Origin of the sequence: Methylomonas koyamae (assembly GCF_006483455.1) — a bacterium.
GTDB classification, from domain to species: Bacteria; Pseudomonadota; Gammaproteobacteria; order Methylococcales; family Methylomonadaceae; genus Methylomonas; species Methylomonas koyamae_B.
On sequence record NZ_PPPU01000013.1, the window covers coordinates 91,696 to 112,983 of the forward strand.

General features: G+C 46.2%; 16 protein-coding genes and 2 pseudogenes. 5 read left to right on the forward strand and 13 right to left on the reverse strand.

The features are described 5' to 3' along the window. Positions 1–83 precede the first annotated feature (83 nt). The 5 genes from C2U68_RS07605 to C2U68_RS07630 form a co-directional block, all read right to left on the reverse strand. Positions 84–386 carry a hypothetical protein gene (locus tag C2U68_RS07605; RefSeq protein WP_222101884.1) on the reverse strand — a complete coding sequence of 101 codons (303 nt, stop codon included), beginning with the start codon at positions 384–386 and terminating at the stop codon, positions 84–86. Further along, positions 383–655 carry a transposase gene (locus C2U68_RS07610; protein WP_140911888.1) on the reverse strand — a complete coding sequence of 91 codons (273 nt, stop codon included), beginning with the start codon at positions 653–655 and terminating at the stop codon, positions 383–385. Before C2U68_RS07610 ends, C2U68_RS07605 begins: the two co-directional genes overlap by 4 nt. Positions 656–1,153: 498 nt before the next feature. Next, entirely contained in the window at positions 1,154–1,537 is a 384-nt protein-coding gene (locus C2U68_RS07620; protein ID WP_096876923.1) for a hypothetical protein, read from the reverse strand. After that, positions 1,530–2,585 carry a ParB N-terminal domain-containing protein gene (locus tag C2U68_RS07625; protein WP_140911889.1) on the reverse strand — a complete coding sequence of 352 codons (1,056 nt, stop codon included), beginning with the start codon at positions 2,583–2,585 and terminating at the stop codon, positions 1,530–1,532. The genes C2U68_RS07620 and C2U68_RS07625 overlap by 8 nt, the downstream gene beginning before the upstream one ends. After that, a complete protein-coding gene (locus tag C2U68_RS07630; RefSeq protein WP_140911890.1) occupies positions 2,582–3,490 on the reverse strand; it encodes a ParA family protein in 909 nt (302 codons plus the stop codon). The genes C2U68_RS07625 and C2U68_RS07630 overlap by 4 nt, the downstream gene beginning before the upstream one ends. Before the next feature lie 183 nt (positions 3,491–3,673). On the opposite strand from C2U68_RS07630, the gene C2U68_RS07635 reads away from it, so the two are divergent. Continuing rightward, a complete protein-coding gene (locus tag C2U68_RS07635; RefSeq protein ID WP_140911891.1) occupies positions 3,674–4,768 on the forward strand; it encodes a hypothetical protein in 1,095 nt (364 codons plus the stop codon). Between the two features lie 2,233 nt (positions 4,769–7,001). Here C2U68_RS07635 and C2U68_RS07640 read toward each other — a convergent pair. Together C2U68_RS07640 and C2U68_RS07645 are read right to left on the reverse strand one after the other, a co-directional pair. After that, positions 7,002–8,021 (reverse strand): annotated as a pseudogene (locus C2U68_RS07640) (IS256 family transposase); the annotation flags it as partial. 1,559 nt (positions 8,022–9,580) lie between these two features. Next, entirely contained in the window at positions 9,581–9,730 is a 150-nt protein-coding gene (locus C2U68_RS07645; protein WP_409563848.1) for a hypothetical protein, read from the reverse strand. A 22-nt stretch (positions 9,731–9,752) separates the two neighbouring features. Here C2U68_RS07645 and C2U68_RS21400 point away from each other — a divergent pair. The 3 genes and pseudogenes from C2U68_RS21400 to C2U68_RS07660 form a co-directional block, all read left to right on the forward strand. After that, positions 9,753–10,127: pseudogene (locus C2U68_RS21400) on the forward strand (transposase); the annotation flags it as partial. A 440-nt stretch (positions 10,128–10,567) separates the two neighbouring features. Then, positions 10,568–11,749 carry a DUF2252 domain-containing protein gene (locus tag C2U68_RS07655; RefSeq protein WP_140911893.1) on the forward strand — a complete coding sequence of 394 codons (1,182 nt, stop codon included), beginning with the start codon at positions 10,568–10,570 and terminating at the stop codon, positions 11,747–11,749. A 48-nt stretch (positions 11,750–11,797) separates the two neighbouring features. Then, the gene (locus tag C2U68_RS07660) at positions 11,798–13,423 is read left to right on the forward strand and encodes a SulP family inorganic anion transporter (RefSeq protein WP_140911894.1); all 1,626 of its coding nucleotides are present in this window, start codon (positions 11,798–11,800) and stop codon (positions 13,421–13,423) included. A gap of 367 nt (positions 13,424–13,790) precedes the next feature. On the opposite strand, the gene C2U68_RS07665 is transcribed toward C2U68_RS07660, so the two are convergent. The 6 genes from C2U68_RS07665 to C2U68_RS21145 form a co-directional block, all read right to left on the reverse strand. Next, the gene (locus C2U68_RS07665; protein WP_140911895.1) at positions 13,791–15,026 is read right to left on the reverse strand and encodes a metallophosphoesterase; all 1,236 of its coding nucleotides are present in this window, start codon (positions 15,024–15,026) and stop codon (positions 13,791–13,793) included. Positions 15,027–15,265: 239 nt separating this feature from the next. Continuing rightward, entirely contained in the window at positions 15,266–15,688 is a 423-nt protein-coding gene (locus C2U68_RS07670; protein WP_140911896.1) for a hypothetical protein, read from the reverse strand. A gap of 371 nt (positions 15,689–16,059) precedes the next feature. After that, positions 16,060–16,968, reverse strand: a complete 909-nt coding sequence (locus C2U68_RS07675; RefSeq protein WP_140911897.1) for a DNA/RNA non-specific endonuclease — start codon at positions 16,966–16,968, stop codon at positions 16,060–16,062. Positions 16,969–17,179: 211 nt separating this feature from the next. Next, on the reverse strand, positions 17,180–17,434 hold the full coding sequence (locus C2U68_RS07680; protein ID WP_140911898.1) for a hypothetical protein: 255 nt from the start codon (positions 17,432–17,434) through the stop codon (positions 17,180–17,182). A 67-nt stretch (positions 17,435–17,501) separates the two neighbouring features. Further along, positions 17,502–18,044 (reverse strand): hypothetical protein, encoded by a 543-nt coding sequence (locus C2U68_RS07685; protein ID WP_260839259.1) that lies wholly within the window; start codon positions 18,042–18,044, stop codon positions 17,502–17,504. Positions 18,045–18,326: 282 nt separating this feature from the next. Further along, a complete protein-coding gene (locus C2U68_RS21145) occupies positions 18,327–18,476 on the reverse strand; it encodes a hypothetical protein (protein ID WP_186289534.1) in 150 nt (49 codons plus the stop codon). 544 nt (positions 18,477–19,020) lie between these two features. Here C2U68_RS21145 and C2U68_RS07690 point away from each other — a divergent pair. Beyond that, positions 19,021–20,997 (forward strand): alpha amylase C-terminal domain-containing protein, encoded by a 1,977-nt coding sequence (locus C2U68_RS07690; RefSeq protein WP_140911899.1) that lies wholly within the window; start codon positions 19,021–19,023, stop codon positions 20,995–20,997. Positions 20,998–21,288 lie beyond the last annotated feature (291 nt).

Here is a 21,288-nt window from a genome sequence, read left to right on the forward strand (position 1 = left end):
GAGATGACCGTAACATGAAGCTGATGTGGTGGACTGGGTGCGAAAACTTTTCCTCATCGACAGGTAACGGAGAAGCTCATCCTTTAACTATGCGCCAGTTCCTGAACCTCGTCCATGGCAGCCTCGGCCACCCGCTCCGGCGCCGAGGCCAACAAATTCTGAGGTCGATTGCCCTCAAAAAGCTGTTGTCCGTGTGAATCCAGTATGCTGTTCCTGTGGCCTTTAAAGATTCCAATGATCTTGGCCATGACTTTTATTGGCGGCAAGCCTCCCGCACTGTCCAGCCTGTAATCCGGAAAATAATCGACGCCGCCATGGTTTATCGCAAAATTCATTCCCTGCTTTTTCCATTTATTAGGCTGAGCGCTCGAAGTTCGTGTACTCAATCCTGCCAGTTGCGCGATGTTGGCGGAAAGGTCGGCAACGCTAATGTGCCGTGCCGGACAGAGGCGCCTGCTTCTTGGTATAAGCCTATCCATTTACGCAGCAGATTGGCATTGATGCCGTGTTCTAGCGCGATCTTGGCAACCGATAGTCCCGGTTGCAAACAGATTCGGACCAGTTCCCGTTTCGCTTCCGGATCATAAAGACATCGGCCATCTCGCCCGTGTCCTGCAATCAATGGGCGCGATAAGCGAGTAGTGTGCTCCTTCATAAGTGTCCACCTGATTATAAGTGGACACTATCTTCACTTCTTTCGAGCAAGTGATATAGACGCTGTCTACAGATCGCCTACCAGTCAACTAATCACTACTTTTCATTACAGCCCTACGTGCTCGCACAAGCATGGCAGCCTCCTTAAGCATTCGTGGAGATGGCGGAATCGCGGCACCAAGACCTCGGCCAAAGCCTGGAAAACATTTGGCTCGATGTGACCGAACGCGAACACGACAACGCGGCCTGCATACGAATGCTTGAATTTATTTGGGAATACCGACTATGGTCGATATTCGCGGGTGGTTTGCAACGATGGCCATGCCCTACTCCTTTGCGAAGATAATAGGGTTCTATAGTTATTTCTAATAACCTTAATACATCCCCTCTGCCAAGTAGCTCAACTGACTTGATCTAGAATAAAGCAATGCACTTCATCACCTACACTTATCGCCGATCTTCTGGTAAACGAATGTTTCGGAAGAAACTCAATCCATAGTCATTCAGGCTTTTGGAAAAAGCCTATTAACCGCCTGTTAATGGCCGCCCGAATAATTGTAGATTGATTGGCATTAAGACTGGGATTCTGCAATGCTACTCGATGAGCTTCCATATTGATTTTTGCAACTAATTCGTCTGGAATACTGAATACATCTTGTGAATTTGGTTTGACAACCAATTCGGAAAGCAAAGCCCCTTCCCATCCATTCTTTGCTAATAAGGATTGTATTGCTTCGACAACCCATTTACTTTTCTGGCGCATGTTATAACCATCTGCCAATATCTTGGCTGGTAACGACAATTTAAGAGTCGCTGGTAGCTTTACAGTGACTTTCCTAATTGATGCATTTGCCTTGATACCCTGGGGACGAACATCAGCCATTTTTTTCTATCCAATAGTCTAAAAATCTTGCAAAGGCTTTCTTTACACTTTTAGGATCATCCCAGTTTAGAGCCTTGAACTCTTCCAAATGATCGTCGTCGACGTTAGCTAGAACCAACGATTTCAGAGCATTTAGATTTGTCGTGTGCCCCAGGGAAACCTTTGCCGTATTGCCACGCCCTCCTCTTTCACCAAACCATTGGCGAAATTGATGAGCTCGTTGGTGAGAGTCCGCTTTAGCTAATTCCAGTAACCTGGCAAACGATGCGTTTCCCTCAATAACGAATTGGATGACCTGTCTAACGTATTCATCATTTCGCGTTTGGACTACGTTCATCCACTCATAAGCTTGTGATCTCGAAAGTCCTAAGGTATCAACCAAATCACGCCACCGGACCGCCCTTCCTTTCTCTTCTTGATGCGCTGAGAACTTTATTAGCCATCGTAATTTGTCACCAATTGATAAATCATCGCGTTGAACATTATCGATGATACCCAGGCGTTCTACCGTTTGTGCTTGTGGTTTACGTAAAAATACTTTTACGGTAATTCGTTCAACATGCAAGAGGGTTAAATCCGGTTCCGGATTGATTGTCAACTCATGGACCCTATTCTCCTGCTCATCTATGATGGTTTCCAGGTGAAATAGACCAAAAATAGCAGCCATCGTTCGACGTTGCCCACCCATTAACTGAACGTGTTTTCCAGGCAATGCAAATGCAATTGGTGGATTAAGCAAACCAAATTCCTTTAAGCTCATTGCCAAAGTGATAATCCCTTCTAATTCCTCGGTTTTGTTCATTCGATACGGATCATCCTCTTGGATATATCCACGATATATGTCACTGAGCGTTAAATGAAATGTCCTTGGCTGATCTTCCCATAGCTGAATATCTGCCAGCGGTACTTGCCGTAATTCGTATTCTTGCTGTTTTGCATTTTCAGCTGCCGCAATTTGCGCGGCGACTTTTGAGATCGTACCAGGTTGTACGCCTACTGCATTTCTCTTTAAAAGCCCTGGCTTTCTGGGTAGTCCTTCTTCGGTCATTGGAAGATCCTCTCAAAAATTACTTTGCAAAATTGTTCTGCCTCATTTCGAGCAGGTGTATTTTCGTGCATCTCAAAGAGTGATCGCGGGTTCGCAAAGGTTGAAGAACTATTAGCATATGTCTGTAAATAACGCATAGGTGGGTTAATTAACTTGTCCCCTAATACTTCATTCTGAATTAGCTGTTCCATTGTTTTTCTTTGGGCAGCTGACTGTGGATCGTATTTTGTTGCCAGGATACCAATCAATTGTAATTTATTGGTATCTCGCACCTGATTCTCTGCTTGCCATAGTTGTGCCATATCAGCCATGCCGGCAACGGAATCTTCTTGCATTTCTGTCGGTATTAATAAGTGGGTGGCTGCACGAGCTGCTGATGCTGTTAATGCGGAGGTTTGGGGTGGGGTATCGATAATGACGAGATCGAACTCGTCTTGGTAATACTCCATCGACAACATAGCCCTCATATGCTCCACAACGGCTTCTTGAATACTATTCCTCTCAACTTGCTCGAGAAAGGATGTCAATTCTCTTTTGTGTGATGGGATAAAACTTAGAGTAGGGTGATCTGTGGGATAAGGTTCTGCGTATCCTAATCTGAAAAATTCCGCGATGGACCAATATCCTGGTGGTGCATATGGTAATTCGTCCCATGTCGGATCCTTAGGATCAAAATTTGGATGAAAAGGTGGCGTACCGCCGTCTTCTGTCATCTGTACAAACCTTGCGGAGAAATTGCATTGTGGATCAATGTCAATGCCCAGCACTCGTTTCCCTTCACGGACGCTGTACTCTGTCAACAACTTTGACAAAGTTGTCTTTGCTACTCCACCTTTATGATTACCGATTGTGAGTACTTTCAGTTTTGCGTAATCCGGTATAGTTGTGATCTGTTCTGCTGCCATTTTGCTTTCACCCTATTTTTTAGAGTCGATTCCTAAGTGTCCGGTACCGGACAGTTCTATTCCTAACTGTACTATACGCTTGATAGTACCACACTGCTTAGTGTATTGTACATTGACCAATTAGTATTTTACGATCATACTTGTTACTAGATATACCGTTTGAGACCTATATTGGAGTTATGAATGGCAGCTTCGCAATCAAAAATGGACAAATTCCTTGCTAAGCGAAATGCGGAGTCGAAACAACGGCAAAAGGATTTATTCGACGCTGAAAAAGAACAGGCAATTGATTTAGTGACGATGAACACAATAGTCAAAGAAGCTACACCTATGCTGCCTGTTGAAAATCGAAAAAAAATAAAGGGGATCGGTAGAAAGTTAGTGAAGGCTGCTGATGCACGTTTACTAGAAGCAGAGCAATTAGGTTTATTCACTTCATTATCTGTTTCAGATACGAATGCCATCCCAACCCTTTTAGCGCGTTTACCAATTTTTGTTCCCATTCCAGCACGTTGTCAGCGCAACATGCTTGATAAAGATTTGGCATTTGCGTTTGAAACGCCATTTGGTCGGGGCAGACGTTTTGGACCACCAGTGACTATCGAGGACGAAGATGTTTTATTCGCAATGCTTCAGTTATCGGGTAGGCGCTTAATTGGGCAGGGATCAAAATTACCAGTTCCTCTTAACGATTCATCATGGCTAAACGATGAGCGGGGAAACCTAACTGTCCAGGTTATGATCGCAACAGTAGGACAGATCAATAAAGAACTTGGTATCAATGATTCGGGTCTGAATTACAAAGCAACTATTGAATCAATAAGAAGGCTTGCCCACGTCAGCATCGAACTGGAAACACGAAAAAAGGATTTATACCTTGGAGAAAGTTGGGATGGCCAAACGATCAGACTAGTCGATATTCAATGGCGTGCTTATGAAGAAGACGGGTTGATATTTGCTCAATTCTCACCGCTTATGGTTAAGTGGCTTAGGGAACAGGCGACCTTTCATAACTGGAAAATGCGCCGGCAGATATCTTCAGCAAACGGTAGGGCACTTTATCGTTTTCTTTGCACCCAAGGTAACTATTATAAAAAAGAACTTGAATACATAGCGGATGTGATCCATTGGCATGGTGATCGTTCCCGTTTACGGCCGCGTATGGAAGCAGTATTAAAGCAACTTCGTGACCAGTTTGATTGGTGCGATTTTGTCATACACGGCACAGGAAGAAGTGAACCTTTTGTCCTTGAATTTTCAAGGCGGCGGAAGAATTAAATGAACGAATATTTAGTTTTTCCGACCTGAAGAGGATCTCTTTGTGATGGATATGGCTTAGGCTTTGCCCATCTATATAAGAATAGGTTGGATGGTGGTATTCACTCTTTAAGGACTGCTCTAGTCATAAAATTTCTGAATCTGCCAAACGTTAAATCCCTCGTTAACTTCAAACAGAACAGAGCAGGGCATACGTTATATGTTTCAAAGCTCCCGCGACCATCCATTCGGTACTCTCGGACAATTTTGAATGCACATAGCAGATACTCCATTTATTCGTAATACTGAGTAAGAACGTTATCAACTCTAGAAGTGTCCGGTACCGGACAAAATTTTGACTTAAGAATTTCTTAAATTTCTACCCAAATTTGACCTCGTCACCTGCCTGAAGCAAAGAGCATCTCTTGGCACTCCGGCTGCGACAGCCTGAGCACTACTGTGGGTTCTTGGCTTAAGACCCTAATCGCACGTGAAATCTCCGCACAAGCTAATCCGCCATGTCTGTACCCGTAGTGCATTGATTGCGCCGACCAGATACGCGATTTCTCTCAAACTCATTTCACATACCTTAATTGCGCTTGAGTTCGCCCATTCTCTTTGGCGACACGGGCCCAACGTGAATAATTCCAGCGGTTTTTTGCGTAGAGTAACTCTGAACTGTCCGGTATACCAAGCGAGTTTGCTCAATTGTCGCTGGAACTCATACCAGCATTGATTTCGGGTGGCCGTGTCTGGCCCTAACGCGCTTTCCCAGTTCCTTGAACAGTTTATGGACCTGCAGCCCTTCCATACACACTACGCGGCATATTAACTGTCGCTTAAAGCAGTACCTATAAAGATGGCGGAAGCACTCTAATTGGCCACCAGTTTCACTAATTTGTCAGGAAAGCAAAGCGAGAGCGAGTGAAGTTAAAGTAAATTCTGAAAGGAATAGCACAGGGCGGACTTTCGGTTGTGAAAACTAGGGGCTCGCCAAACATCGTCGATGTGGTGCGAGATACAATGCTTTAATCCACCTGCGGGGTCAAAGTCGAATTGACGCTGATGGCTAGGGGTACCGAAGGCAACCAATGTAGAATTCTGATTTTCGATCCTTGTATGGGTGAAAATCTTATCAACTAGAAGAGGTCACTTGCCGATTTTGCTCAGTTGCTTTCTTCGTGTACTGAAACTACGGTGAAATAAAGGCTCGTTAAGTTTGGGTTAGCAGGCTGTTGAATTTGTATCTTTGGCACTTTAGGGACTCTATATCTAGTGGCCTTCTTTGCAACAGTCAACAATATGTAGTCAATTTTGTCACTGCGCAAACGTCTATCAACCAGTTTTTCAACAGCCTGCTAATTAAGCATATCCTTCATGTAGTCCTACTACGGAGAAAGAAATTGAAATTTTATACTTCATCGACCTCTATTGAGTACGTATCTTGTTGATTTTAATTCACATAGGAGCAAATTGAGCTCAATTGAAGGGGTTAGAAAGTATCTTAATGTAGCGACACTACGGAGACAAAGTAGAAATTGGGTCCTACGAAAATTCGATATCTCAAATTAGAGTACTAGTTAAATCAATGGGTTACAGCTTAATTCTTCACGAATAGAGCACTCATCAGAGGTTACCTGAGCTTTAATTTAGAATATTCATTATTTCTTATATGTAGCAATACTACGGAGATTTGTTGTGATCCTTAGTTAAAATGTCCGGTGCCGGACAGAAGGTATCTATACTGATTAAATCGTACCAACAAAAAAATGCGAAGTTAAGAGGATCAAACAGAACCAATTTGCAACGAATTCGATCTCGCCCCAACTCTACTTTTATGTCGTACTACTATGGAATAAGTAGTTGATATCGCCTAACTTTGCGGGAAATTGTCTCTTGGAGGTTGAAGGTCCTAAAATTTAGCAGGGGTACATCTGAGTTGAAATTGGACATTTTTTATGTAGTGCTACTACGGTAGTAAGACAAGTAGAGGTTACTGTGCGTTATTCAAGAGTTCGGCATGACGTTGATGTCCGGTACCGGACATGGCACCAAAAGAAATACTAGATAAGTAGGGTATTGATATTCATGTAGCATGACTACGGTAAATAATTGGCTAAACCCCTGTAAAAAACGCAAGGATACAAACGATCCTTCATGTCGTTATACTACGGAGAAAGCAGTGGGTTTTGTAGACAATTGTTGCGTTGGGCAGGGCAGGGAGCTATCGTCAAATCTGGTGTTCAAGGCTAGATCAAGCGGCAATCTGGTCTGTGGTTTCTAGTTCGATGCCGTCCTTGAAAGGGACACCGGTAATTACTTTGGCGAGATAATCGAATCCTCGTTGCCGTCGCCAGGTTTTCTCGGCAGCTTGCCCCAATTTGAATAGCATGTGCAGCATCCCCGCTCGCGAAAGACAGCCCTTGGCCCGCGTGGTTCGGTGGCGGATGGTGGCAAAGGTGGATTCAATTGGGTTGGTCGTTCGGATGCTTTGCCAGTGTTGGGCCGGAAAGTCATAGAACGCCAGCAGTTCATGCCGATCTTTGTACAAACACTCCACTGCCTTGGGATATTTGGCCTCAAACAGCGTGGCGAACTGATCGAATGCCTGCTCAGCATGCTGTTGGGTGTCAGCCTGCCAGATGTAGTAGAGTGATTGCTTCATCTTCGGCTGTACCGATTGCGGCACCCGGTTCAGCACATTGTTCATCTTGTGTACCCAGCAGCGTTGCTGCCGGGTGTCGCTGTAGACTTCGTCCAGCGCCGTCCAGAAGCCCATGGCACCATCGCCAATGGCCAACTTAGGGCTATTCATGCCACGAGTCTTCAACCCCAGTAGCACTTCCCGCCAACTCTGAGCCGATTCGCGGACGCCGTCGTCAATGGCCAGAAAGCGTTTTTCGCCGCGTTCGTTAACGCCAATGATGACTAAGGCACATAGTTTGGCGTCTTCCGCCCGCAGGCCACTATAGATACCGTCAGCCCACACATAAACCCATTGATCGTGGTCCAGACGACTGGTTCGCCAAGCGTCATATTCTGCGCCCCATTCCTGTTTTAAACGCGCCACGGTGCTGGCCGACAAACCCTTGGCTTCAGTGCCCACCAACACTTCCAGCGCCGCTTCCATTTCACCGGTCGAGATACCCTTTAAGTACAACCAAGGCAAGGCCGCCGCCAAGGAGCGGGTTTTGCGCACATAAGGCGGCACCAGGGCGGAACGGAATGTCGTCGCCTGCCCATCTTTCGCCCTGACCTTTGGCACTTTCACCGATTCTCTTCAACTCTAAACACCAGATTCAGTTATAGCTCCCAGGGCAGGGCAGACGTCCTAATGTTGTAAGACAATTGCAGTTAACGGTTTTAGCCTTAGGGACTTTCCAACAACCTCTGATTTTGGCAGAAACAGCAATATAACCTATTGATTTTATTCTGGTATAATTAAGGGAAATAGGTTTTTCGATGTTTCCCTTGTGTGAACATGAATCGTAATTAAGGTAGGCTTGATGTCGCGACACTACGGATGACTCTGGTCCCTAATCATTAAAGAATCCATGCGGAAACTAGAAATTAGTGCTTTCCTTATGCTTCTGGGATGGGATCACCTTAAATGTCGAATGCGAGGTTTAACTTAATGTCGTTAGACTACGGAGTTAGAAATTAGCTGTAGGGCGATTTATTGATACTGCTCCGCAATATATTCCATGTCATCTTTGTGTTCTCTGAAGTGGGTATCAAAGTCAACTCAAATTGGATTTAACGAAATTATTTTGGTTTTACCCGCCGATGACTGCGGCGGTACTAAGAAAGACTTCTTTTGTACTATAAAAAGACTATTGACTGAATCAAGAGATTTTTATGTTTGTTTTTCAGGAAGTTAGTAACTAAATCCTTTTTTTCCATGTTACCCTTTAACGGAATTGGTGGCGTGTTACTACGGTCTTAATGATTAAAAAAAACGGAAATAATGACCGAAAAGCACGAAACTAATGAAGTTTTAATACGGAATCTTGTGGAAAACTATCAGGGGCTGTTGATAACTATTGGGCATTTTCGATACTACATGGTTAAGGAATAAGAGATTTCATTGTATCCGGTGATGCCTAGCAGGCTGGAGAAAAACTCCAAAAGCCAAGCAATTCAAGACCGATAACTGCTGGTACCGGTTGCAAGCTTCGCAAGTCAATTTATGCGAAAGCCAGGCAACGTTGCAGGCCGGACACGGCATTTTCTATCAGCAACTGGACGCTAGTTTTTCTCCCAGCCGGCAATTATCTTCAACCTGTTCACCATTTCCTCGACGGTCAGTTATACGCTGGACGTATTTGGTGGCGAGCGCCGCAGTGTGGAAAGTCTGGAGGCGCAGAAGGAGTTACAACGCTATACCGCGCTGGCGACCTAAGGGAAGCGATGCTGCTAAAAATGCTTGACAACATCGTTTTATTGCCTGAGGCTTGGATATTAACCATCGAACTGGTGTTGTCTTTGTTACTACCACTTGGCTTGCTTTTGGCTGAGCGTGGTATCTATGGTTGCTGTTTTTTGAGTGTATTGTCCTTTCTGTGGCATTTGCTGAAAATATTGGAAGCGGAGAAAACCTGCAAGGCCTCGCGAAACGGCGTCAAGTCATAGCGACTTTCCGGTTATGTTGGGTCTGAATATTGCGAAACACTATCCGGTGCTTACCAACTTTGTAAGTCGTCGCAAACCTGGGACCGATAATTTACCATCTTCATGGGCTTGGATCAGCAATATAATAAGCCGCTTCAGCGATCCATTGGTGCCGAAAATTACAATCGGGCAATCGCGATGCAGAGCGAGTCTTCATATGAATTAGGCCCAATCGGTGTCATCCATGTCATCGAAATAGTCGCCACTGAATGTCGATGGCTGACCCCAACCAGACGAGTGATAACTCATCAAGTTCTCAATGCCTTGAAATAAGAATGAACCGGCGACTACACCGGCAGCAGTAGTAGCCACATTACTTAAGAAGCTTGACCCAACACCTGAACCCGCCGTTTGTGGAGGATTACCGCAGGCTTTCAAGCGTTACGGCAGACCGGACATCGTCAACACCGACCAAGGCAGCCAGTTCACCGCCAAGGCGTTTGTCGATGCCGTGAAAGGCCAGGGCTGCCAGCTCAGCATGGACGATCGGGGCGCCTGGCGGGATAATGTCTTGGTGGAAAGACTATGGCGATCGGTCAAGTACGACAGGGTTTACCTGCACGTTTACGATTCAGTCGGTCAAGCCCGCGCCTCAATTCTGGATTATTTCGAGTGGTACAACCACGAACGACCGCATTCCAGTTTGGAACGAAAAACACCGCATCAGGCGTATAACGATGGCTTGCTAATCCTCAAGTTGGCTGCCTAAACCATGGTAGGCATTTCACTTTAAATTCCGGTTTCGCTCTTCAAACGAATGGGGCCACTTCTAAGAACACTTTGCGTAAACCCTAAGCAAAGCGGTGTATCCGAGAGCGAATTCAGCGATTACTAAGCACTGGTTGGTTTTAAAGAAAGTCGCAAGGGCAGGTCTAATCGGGGCGGTAATTTCCGAAGAAGGCATTACACTTGGCGATATCATTGTGGCAATGAAAGATCACCTTGCTGACTCGATCAATAAACCGATTAGTCGCTTAATGATGTCGGCGGTCAAAGTCTTGCGCAATAGAACGTAACGGTCAGTTTTTACATTTTAGCCAAGCCATGAGTGATCTATGAAGATACCAGTCGATAGCTTGACCCACCCGCACTATTGGGCGAATCGTATTCAAACGCCGCCATGGATTACCGGACTGTTGGCTGTATGCTATGGGTAGATCCGAATTGTGGCAACGAATTGAAGCATTTAATCAGGAGCGGGACGCTGAACGTTTAGCCCTTAAATACCAAGCTATGCGTCATGACAGCTTTGCTTTTTTGCGTGCCACAGCCCATTTGTTCTATGCAGACTGGCCTAAAAATTCCAGCCTTAACGATGCTCCGTTAGCATGGATTTGTGGGGATCTGCACCTGGAAAACTTTGGTACCTATCGAGGTGACAACCGGCTGACTTATTTCGATATCAATGATTTTGATGAAGCCTTGTTAGCACCTTGCACGCAGGATTTAACTCGTTTTCTTTGCAGTTTGTTGGTGGCGGCAAAAACCTTGAATATTGAGGAAAGCCAGATTTTAGCCTTGTGCCAAGATTTCTTGGGCCACTATAGCCGAGAACTTCGTGAATGCAAACCTCGCTGGATTGAGCGAGCTACTGCCAAAGGCATGATAAGGGATTTACTCAAAAACCTTAAACACCGCACCCATTCAGACCTGTTACAGGAGCGAACCGTTAAACAGGATGGGCACAGGTTTTTAAAACGTGACAACCTCAAGGCCATGGACGCCTCTCAGGCTGAACAGCAAAAGATCGAATCGCTAATTACGCAGTTTACCGCAACGCAACCCAATCCAGAATTCTTCACCATATTGGATGTCGCTAAGCGCATTGCCGGACTTGGAAGCTTGGGTTTGGAACGTTATGTTGTTCTCATTAAGGGTTCGAAACAGCATTATTTGCTCGATATGAAATATCAACCGGGTTCGTCCCTTGCACCCTATACAATCGTGTCGCAACCCAGATGGAGAAATGAAGCGGAGCGGGTGGTGAAATTGCAGCATCGAGGGCAAGCGATTGCACCGGCTTTTTTAGCGGCTATCCAAGATGGTGATCGATCCTACGTCATCAAAGAGCTTATGCCGAACCAAGACCGATTGAAACTCGAGCACTGGCACGGCAGATTTCGCCGTTTAGAAAAAGTGGTGAATTCAATGGCTCAACTTGTCGCATGGTTACATATTCGTACAGGTGGTTGGCAAGGTTCTGCCATTGCCGATCAATGGCAAGCTTTCGGCAGTCGCACCGATTGGCAGGATGCCGTGCTTGATTATGCATTTGGATATAGTCGTCAAGTACACAGGGATTGGTTGACCTTTAAATCAAATAGCCTTTAGTTTTCCGATCAACGCAGATCGGAACTATGCGTAAAATGAGTAATTGCGATGTTTAAATGCCGCTTTTTAATTGCCGATTTTGTTGCCGGTCTTTCCGTCGCTTTTATTTTGCTGCCAGAAGCCGTTGCATATGCCGCTATTGCCCATTTGCCGATTCAAGCAGCGGTCACCGGCGCTATTGTCGGTTTGATCAGTTATGCTTGGTTCGGTGGCAGTGCGTTCGCCGTGGTTGCACCAACCTCATCCGCGGCTGCCTTATTGGCGGCAGTCGTATCGTCATTTCATCCTGAAAACAAGTCTATTGCGGCAAGTTTAGGCATAGCGCTTGTGATATTGACAGGATCGGGATTGTTAGCTTTTGCCAAATTGAGATTGGGCAAACTTTCGGCTTTTGTGTCCAGACCTGTGCTGCATGGCTTTTCATTTGCCTTAGCCCTCACCATTATCATCAAACAGTTACCGAAACTTTTGGGAATGACGGTACACGCCAATGCTCCGTTCCCCATTCTTGTCGAGTTAATAGAATACCACCGTGATGTCTCGATCTGGACTACGCTCATAGGCTTGGTGGCTTTGATCTTATTGATCATACTTAAGCGCTGGCCGGTCTTGCCGAGTGCGTTTTTAGTTCTGATTGCAGGTATATTTCTAAGTAAAAATTGCAATCTAAACGCAATGGATGTCGCGATTGTCGGAACTGTAACGATCAACACACCCGCGTTAAATTTACCGGATGTACCGCTGGAGCAGTGGCTTCAATTAGCGGAGATGGCCCTTGGCTTATTGATTATCATTGTTGCTGAATCCTGGGGCAGTATTCGCAGTCTGGCCCTAATTCACGGTAAACCAGTTGAACCGAACCAAGAATTGTCGGCATTAGGTATAGCCAACCTGTTTTCTGGATTGTTGCAAGGCATGCCGGTTGGGGCCGGGTTTTCTGCCAGTGCCGCAAATGAAGCTGCCGGTGCGAAAACCAAACTGGCTGGGATATTTGCAGCGATTGTCCTATTGTTCATGGCCGTGTTCGGCCAACACTGGATCGGCGCAATACCTGAAACGCTGGTGGCTGCGGCAGTGATCAGTGCATTGAGTCATGCCTTGAATCCCAAAGCCTTAATAACCCTTTGGCGAATGAATCGCGATCAATATTTGGCATCGGCAGCCGTCATAGCCGTATTGGCTTTCGGTGTATTACATGGCATGTTGATCGCAATTGGTTTGTCACTGGCCTCAGCAATACGCACTTTTAGCCAGCCGATGGTGAGGGAATTGGCTGAGCTTGATGATACCAGAGATTATGTCGATCTCATGAATCATCCAACCGCTAAAAAGCATGATCAGATTCTGATATTACGTCCAGAAGAGCCTTTGTTTTTTGCGAGTGTCGAAGGCATTTTGAGTGAAGCAAACAGAAGATTATCGGCACGCAATGACATCGAAGTTCTGATTATCAGCCTTGAGGAAAGCGCGAATCTGGATAGCACGGCAGCAGAATGTTTGGTCGAGTTTGTCGACCAACTTCAACAGCAGCAAATACTACTGCTATTGGCTCGAGTTAAAGACCCAATCAGTCAATTATTAATCAATATAGCCGAGATAAAATTTAAAGACAGAATGTTCTGGAGTGTTAACGATGCGGTCGTGTCTGCGGAAAAATACCTTAAATGCGTTTAGGCTGAACCCAGACCAATTAACAAATTGGTGAAAAACTCATTTTTGGTTTTGAGGAAGTCTATGTTTATTGGCAATTAATCCTTAACAGGTTGGTGAAAAACCATATTTCAGACGCTAATTTTGGTCAGCTTAATCAATATATAGTGTCTGCAGTATCATACTTCAACTAAATACAGACTGAGTCAGGGTCAAAAATGAGTTTTTCACCAGCCTGTTAACCCACTAAATATCAGTTCGATTAAGCATAAATAGCGTCTGAATTATGGTTTTTTCACTAACACGTTAGCGATGCTTCAACCAGTTTCTTTTAGAGCGCGCATCCCTGCGCGAAGATTCCTAATACTCTACATAAACTGTGTTTAAATCACTACGGATTCACTCGAACCCAAGAAAAAGGGCCAAAGGCTGAATCACTTTCCGTATATTTTCCTTTTGGATCAACCGTCAAGCGCAGGTACTCTAGCGGGAAATAACTGCCATGCACTACAACCCTGTGAAAATTTGCGACATTGTATCCATGTGGCTGATTATCATAACTATCATCGGTACAAGCGGCTTCGGCACCATTCGAGGCTTCAATAAGGCAAGGCGCGTTGTCTACGAGCGGATTATCTGAACGATAATTGTGAGAGTCGCCATTCAACAATAGAACTGGTTTGCCAAATGCCGCCGTGTGAGCTGCGATGCTGTCGATAAACGGCTTGTATTTGGCGATATGCTGCGCTGCTGGTAGTGTGCCGTCAAGGTCCCACATGTCGGCTTGTTCTGCAATAACGATTGCTTTGATACCGTCAGCTTCGGCTTTCGCAAATGCGGCATCTAACCAACGAATATCAGCAGCAGTCCTTTGCGCAACTTCCTGTATTTGCTCTCCGGTTTTAGTTGTGGCTCCAAACCAATTGTCGTCATCATTGTTTGAACCACCAGGGATGTTCACGGTGACGAACAAAACACCTGATTGTTCCCACATCACGTTTTCAACATACTCTGCATCTTTAGGGTAAGCAGGGTCGTACCCCTGAGCTTGAGAAATAACTTTCTTTTCATGCTTGCCAAGCGTTTCGCCAGGTTTGCTGAAGAACATCGAACGGATCAGTGCCAAATTAGCTACTGGATTACCATTGGCGTAATCAACGTAGTTGCCATTTGAATCTTTTACATTGCCACCTTCTTTGGATTTTTGACAGTCGGTCCATTCATTATCGCCTGGCGTGTAGACGAGAGGATTTTTAAACTGAGTCCAAAGATCCAAAACGGTTCGATTATAAGACAACGTGCAGTATTGGCTGCCTGAGTGAATGTCACCTACGTGCAATACCAAACGGACTTTTGGATCATCGTTGATGGCTTTGATGAAAGCTGGTGTGGCCTCGATTTGTCTTGGATCGCCAGGATTTGGGCCGTCCTTGGTGTCGGGTCTTATGTTCGGCTGGTCGGCTGGACACTCTCCTGCTTTGCAACCATAAGGAGAATCGCCGAAGACCGCGATAGCAAAGGCGTTTTTTGAATGCGCGTCAAACGATTTATCATCATCTGCGATAGCAGGGCTGATTGCATTTAGTCCGCAAACCAGCAATGCAGTTGAGGTTAATATTTTTTTCATTGGTATTTTCCTGTTGAGATAGCGATCAGATTTGCTAAAGATATCTGAGCAGTAAGATTTCTTTTTCTACTCAAATTAACGAACTAAAGCTCCCCAACGCTACATCACAAAAATTACAGGCCAATGACAATAAATCTCATTGTGAGCGCACGGCAATCGCACTTAAATTCCTTTGATCAAGCGCAGCAAATAGTCATTCTTTACAGTTATGCAATTAATCACTTTTTGGCGCGCATGTTTTATTGCATGGCATTGATCAATCGAGCACACTTTGTGTAATATTCGCCGCCTTCCCAAGCCAACGTCACCAAACTGATTGCCTTGATATCGGTATCGGTCGAAGGATCGGCAATCAGCGACAATTGCGTTTGCCAATACCAATTAACCGATTCTACAGATTTTGTACAATCTCCCAAAGGAGATATGACATCGCCAAATAAATTTTCCGCTTTTGCACGTAGCGATTTTAACAACTCGGAGAGTTCTTCTCGTTTCAAACTACTTTTTAACACAATCCCGTCACGGGTCATGTCTTGTGCGTCGCTAAATTCATTTAGCCATTTTTCTGCATCGGCTTTGTTCGGCGCTTTATACGAAAAATAATTGTCCGCATTGGCGGTAGAGCAAAATACCAAGATACTTCCCACCAGAAGTTTTTTCATTGCATATCTCATTAATAGGTTGATCGATTTCTTTGGATAACTGACTGAACTTGGTTTATGGCATTTACTGCTCTTTTAGCAGGTTGTTTAAAACAGTTGCTTAGACGTTAGTCGGGCGGCAAACCGCCTGCATATAATGGTAATTCAAAATGTAATGTCATAATGCGCCAAATTCTAAGTCTCCGATGCTAAAACAATTCTTTTCAAAAAATGGAGTTTCTTATTTTAAGAGCAGTAAATGGCCTCTCTTAACTAAAGCCCCACTTCGAAAATCCTGGCCTATGATTGCCTGAACGTCGCAAGATGGCCACTCAGTACCCGATTTAGACCATAGTATGAAAATTTTATGATGATGCTATCCAGGTGCGCCTTTACCCTTTGTTACATCCACGTGGGATGACCCAAGAAGCATCTGGTTTATCGTGCTTGGCGTAATCCGAAACCGGAATGGTTTCGCCGCTCACCCGCTCGATTTCGTCGACAGTGACTAGATAACGATCCAGGTTTTTCTTCGTGGCATTGGTGCTGTTTGGGACGATCCAAGCAATGGCTCGTTCATCTTGGCCAGTGCCACGAATCACCACCTTCCAAAATGCATCCGGAGTTTTGACACCATGCGATTTGACGAAATAGTCATCTGCTGGATTGTCACCCCAGATGACGCCACCAATGACATGGAGTTCGTCGATGTCACGGTAACATTCGATAATTTCCTCGGTGCGTTCCCAGGCACCCCTGTTCATCTGCTGCGTTTGCGGCAAGATGTTGGTCATAAAATTGGTTTGCTTAATTGCTTCGTCTGAATAATCGAGATGGTTCGCCGGTACTTGATGTCCTCGGTCATAACCATGGCCGTATGCTTTTGCCGATGTTTGCTGGCATTCAGCCGGTACATTGGGATCAAGGAAGAAATCCGGGTACCGTTTAAAATTTCCGGAATCCCTTTGTGCGGTGTACCGGAACTTGACCGGGCCACGTTTCGAGCAATCCAGCCAGACCGTAAAACCCTGGTAATCCAGTTTGAGAATGGGATATGCCGTCGCTACCAAATTCGTTGATGTTGATCTTGGTACGACTATCGGTAAATTCGGTTGGGCGACTGGTTTCGTGGTTTCTAATGCCTTAGATGCTCGTTCGGGATGGCAGTGATATTCGCCGGTTTTGCGGTTGGTGTGACAGCCTTCACCATTGACCCCGCCGGGATGCGCGGAAACGGGCGTTTGAACGGCCAGAGCCAGGATGCTGGCGGCCAACCAATATCCAGCGGTTTTGATGTTCATACAGACGCTCCAAGCGGGGATAAAAAGAGATCGATAAGCTTATCACCGCCTCACATTCCTGATCCAATCTTAGACAATTTCAATCAATTTTCTCAACCGAGGACTCCAACTTCAACTGCTTGCCGTTCGGATAATCGGGGATATTAGCGAGCAGTGTGGGCTACCTTGTCCTGGTGTTGATTAATGGATGTGTTTCATTTCGTTACAGCGCCTAAGCGTGATGGTTGATTGTAATGCGGACACCGATAGACGCCGCCAACGCTTCCATTTTCGCGATGACTTGATCGCGTTGTTCGGCTTGCCACGCTGGCTGGTAATGATTTGGTTCCTGAGACGGTATTGACGCCTCGGGTGTTAGATTTGCGCCCCTCTTAAGACGCTGCTGTTGCGATAAAAAATAGGCTTGATAGGACCAGTTAGATTGTGCTTTTCGGGGTTCGGGTTTTACGGAAATGGGTTGTTTCATGGAACTGCGTTCTAAAATGTGTCGAATCTAGGCCGTGATGGGTACGACCGGACCACATTTCAATGGCTCAGTGAACCGACGTATTCTGAAGGGAACTGGCGGCGTCATAAAGCGCGTCGAACAACTGCACCGTGGTGAAGATCATGGTTTTGGCTAAGCGCACCGCGTCTTTCGAGCCACACGGTTGCTGATCGATAGCGGCATGTAAAAACTTCAACAGTCCCGTTTGACGTTCCTGGTCAAAGGCATGGTCTGGATCGCTTGGCTTTGCCTGCTTCATCGCCATTTTCATTTCTTTATCCAGCCGTTCGGCGCGTTGTTCAAACCAGCGATTGCCGACCAGACGATGATCGGGGGCTTTGCCAAATGCCTGCTCATAAACGGCGATGACATCAAAGCACAGATCCATAAATAAATGGGCCATCGCTTGATCCAAGTCGACCATCACCGACGGAAACACACTCAAGATCGTTTGCGCAAAGGCCGGTTGACGGGTTTGGAATCGTTCCAAAATAGCCCGGCCTGCCTGTTCGTCTTGGCTTCTGGCGTATTGAAGCGCTGCAAAGAGTTGCTGGTCGGAGAGTTCTTGCATGATGATGGGCTGGCTCAAAACCGCCTATGAAATCATCACTGCCTCAGCGATGCAAGCCATTCAAAACCGGCAAGCGTCAAATGACGCGACGGGTTATTCGGTGTGCTAGTTATTCACAGTTTCTGTGGATAAGATTGTGACAAAACCGTGCCCTGACAAGGCTATTCGTTGAGCGACAACGACTTGATTCAGATTGACTAAGATTTAGTCAATGCTCTCGATGGCTTGGCTTGGACCATGTGCTAGTCGCCGCGCAAAACCAATTATTTAATCAAAATGCAATTTGTTTTTGACCTTAGATCAATGCGTCGACGGCAACTCGGGACTCCGCCAGGCTTCCAAGACAAAGGCAGCTAATTCGGTAATGCACAAGCGCATCAGCTGAAACCCTGCGATAAGCAGAATGGCTGCAGAAAAAAGCACGGTCATAGTAACTAATAAAGCTTTCATAAGCCCTCCATCAAACCCAACATGTTGGCAATGGCGCGCATTCTTTCAGTTTTCATTGAATTTTCAAGTCGATACGGCGCAACAAGCTGTTGCGTGACTAAGGCGATTCGGCTCACTTCAATGAGTTGCCTAACAAACTTGAGGTGAAATATTTTTGGAAATGGCCTGTGCGGGGCACAGCCTTACAGGCGCCTAGTGGCCCGCGGTTGCTTGAAGGCCGATGTGCAAACCCATCAAGTTTTTCCTCCTTACTCTCTGTTTGGCAGGTTATCACCGAATGTGTCTCAGCTGATCGAATATGCAGTCTTTGGGATAGTGTCTCTCCTCGTGTTCGCTATTCTAGAGTATTGCAATAGGCTATGGGGGGCGTAAGGGGGAGGCGTATGACGACTAATCCGAGTCGCATACCAACGCATGCTTAACGACATCACCAAGATTTTATGCCTAACTGGCTGACTTTGTTGTTTAGATTTGGCTAATCGTGGATGATGGCTGTGCTAATGCACCGTCAGAGTTTCAATTAGCCATTTTGGAGAGGAAAAATATGCCTACTTCACAACAACATGTTAATACCGATACCCCACTCGGAGCGAATTTGATCGCTGATGGCGCTACCTTTCGTACTTGGGCGCCTTCCGCGCTGGAAGTTTATGTTGCCGTCAACCACACCGGGCAAAATTCATCTATCGATTCCCTGAAATCACCTGAAAACCTTTTAATTAAGGATGCCAACGGTTATTGGGGCAGATTTGTTCCAGGTGTCCGGGCGGGTGATCTCTACCGTTTCTATGTGGTCGGCACGGGTAGCAAAGGATTCAAACGCGATCCTTACGCGCGCGAGCTTGAATTCGACGGCTATCCGGATTGTGATTGCATCGTATGCGAGCCAGCGAATTACCAGTGGCATGATGTGGACTTCCATCCCCCGGCCTTCAACGACCTAATCGTTTATCAGTTTCATATCGGCGTGTTTTATGCCAAGGACGATAACGGCAACGATATTAGGCAACACAGGGTCAACAAGATTCTAGATGTAATAGACCGAATCGAATACTGGGTGGATCTTGGCGTGAATGCGGTAATGCCGCTGCCGTTTCAAGAATACCAGGGTGAAAACAGCTTGGGTTATAACGGTACGGATCTTTTTTCGCCGGAAATGGATTATTGCGTAAGAAAGAACGACCTTGCTCTCTACCTAGCGAGGGTTAACCGGCTTTTGACGGCCAAGGGATACGATCCATTACCGGCAAATCAAATCGAAGGGCAAATCAATCAATTCAAAGTATTCATCGATCTCTGCCATCTCTACGGGATCGCAGTGATTACCGATGTGGTCTACAACCATGCTGGTGGTGGATTCGACGACCAGAGCATCAAATTCTTCGATCGCCAACCTTACACGAGCGACAACAATAGCCTTTATTTTACCGATCAGGACCATGCGGGGGGGCGTGTCTTCGCCTTTTGGAAAAAAGAGGTCCGGCAATTTCTGATTGACAACGCCACAGCCTTAGTCAAGGAATATCACGTAGATGGTCTGCGCTACGATCAAGTCACGGTCATCGCGGACAGTGGCGGTTGGAATTTCGCTCAGGATTTGGCAAATACCGTTCGTTTTATCAAACCAAGCGCAGTCCAAATTGCCGAATACTGGGGTAACGAACGCTGGAAGGGTGTGGCTGCTTTGCCTGACGGGATGGGTTTCGATGTTGGTTACAGTGACGTGCTGCGGGATTCCTTGCGCGAAGTGATTGCGGAAACCATGGGCGGCTCAGTGGCGCGGGTTAACTTGGATAAACTGCGTGACGCACTTTACTTTACCCATAAAAATCCCGGCCGTTGGACGGCGTTTCAATGTATCGAAAATCACGACCTGCTGGATTTCAATCATGCTGGGAGAGACCGACAGCCGCGTATCGCCGCACTCGCTGATCCCAGTAATGCTCGCTCTTGGTACGCGCGCAGCCGAGCCAAAGTGGCGACCGGCTTGCTTTTGACAGCACCGGGAATACCGATGATCTTCATGGGGCAAGAGTTTCTGGAAGATAAATATTGGACCGACTGGCCCGGCCGTCCGGAATTGCTAATCTGGTGGGAAGGGCTGGAAGGTAAGGACAAGGTCATGTCGGACCAGCATAGATTTACCCGGGAGTTGATGTGGCTGCGCCGGAAATACCCGGCTTTGCGGGGCGAAGGCTTGAATGTGCACCATGTGCATAATGACAACCGCGTCATCGCTTTTCAGCGTTGGTTACCCAGGGGCGGCCGAGATGTGCTCATCGTCGCCAGCCTTAACGAAAGGACTTTTTATAATCGTAGCTATCGCGTCGGATTTCCCGGCGGCGGTCATTGGCAAGAGGTTTTCAATAGCGATATCTACGACGAATGGTTTAATCCGAATGTACAAGGAAACTTTGGCGGTGTTATGGCCGACGGTCCACCGTGGGATGGTATGCCCAGCTCCGCACAAATCACGCTTCCAGCCAACAGCCTACTGGTATTCGCCAGGGACAATGCCTAACTTGCTTGTCGAATATATGATATTCGATTAGTTCGGAGGATATATTAATCATTGAGATTGGAGTGATCCGCTGGTGTGTATTCCGATTAAAATCCAGCCAGATTTTGACCGCCTTGAATCTACCATAACCGGTTGGTGACGATGCTCGCGTAATTTCTCGTTGCTCGCGTCAGCGATCGACCGCTTTTTGGCGAGTAGCTTGCATCCCCGTCGGCTCGACCCGGCCACTTTGAGACGTTCAAACAGAACAAAAGGCAAAAGCTCTTCCGGCAGGGTTTGCAAGTAAACCTG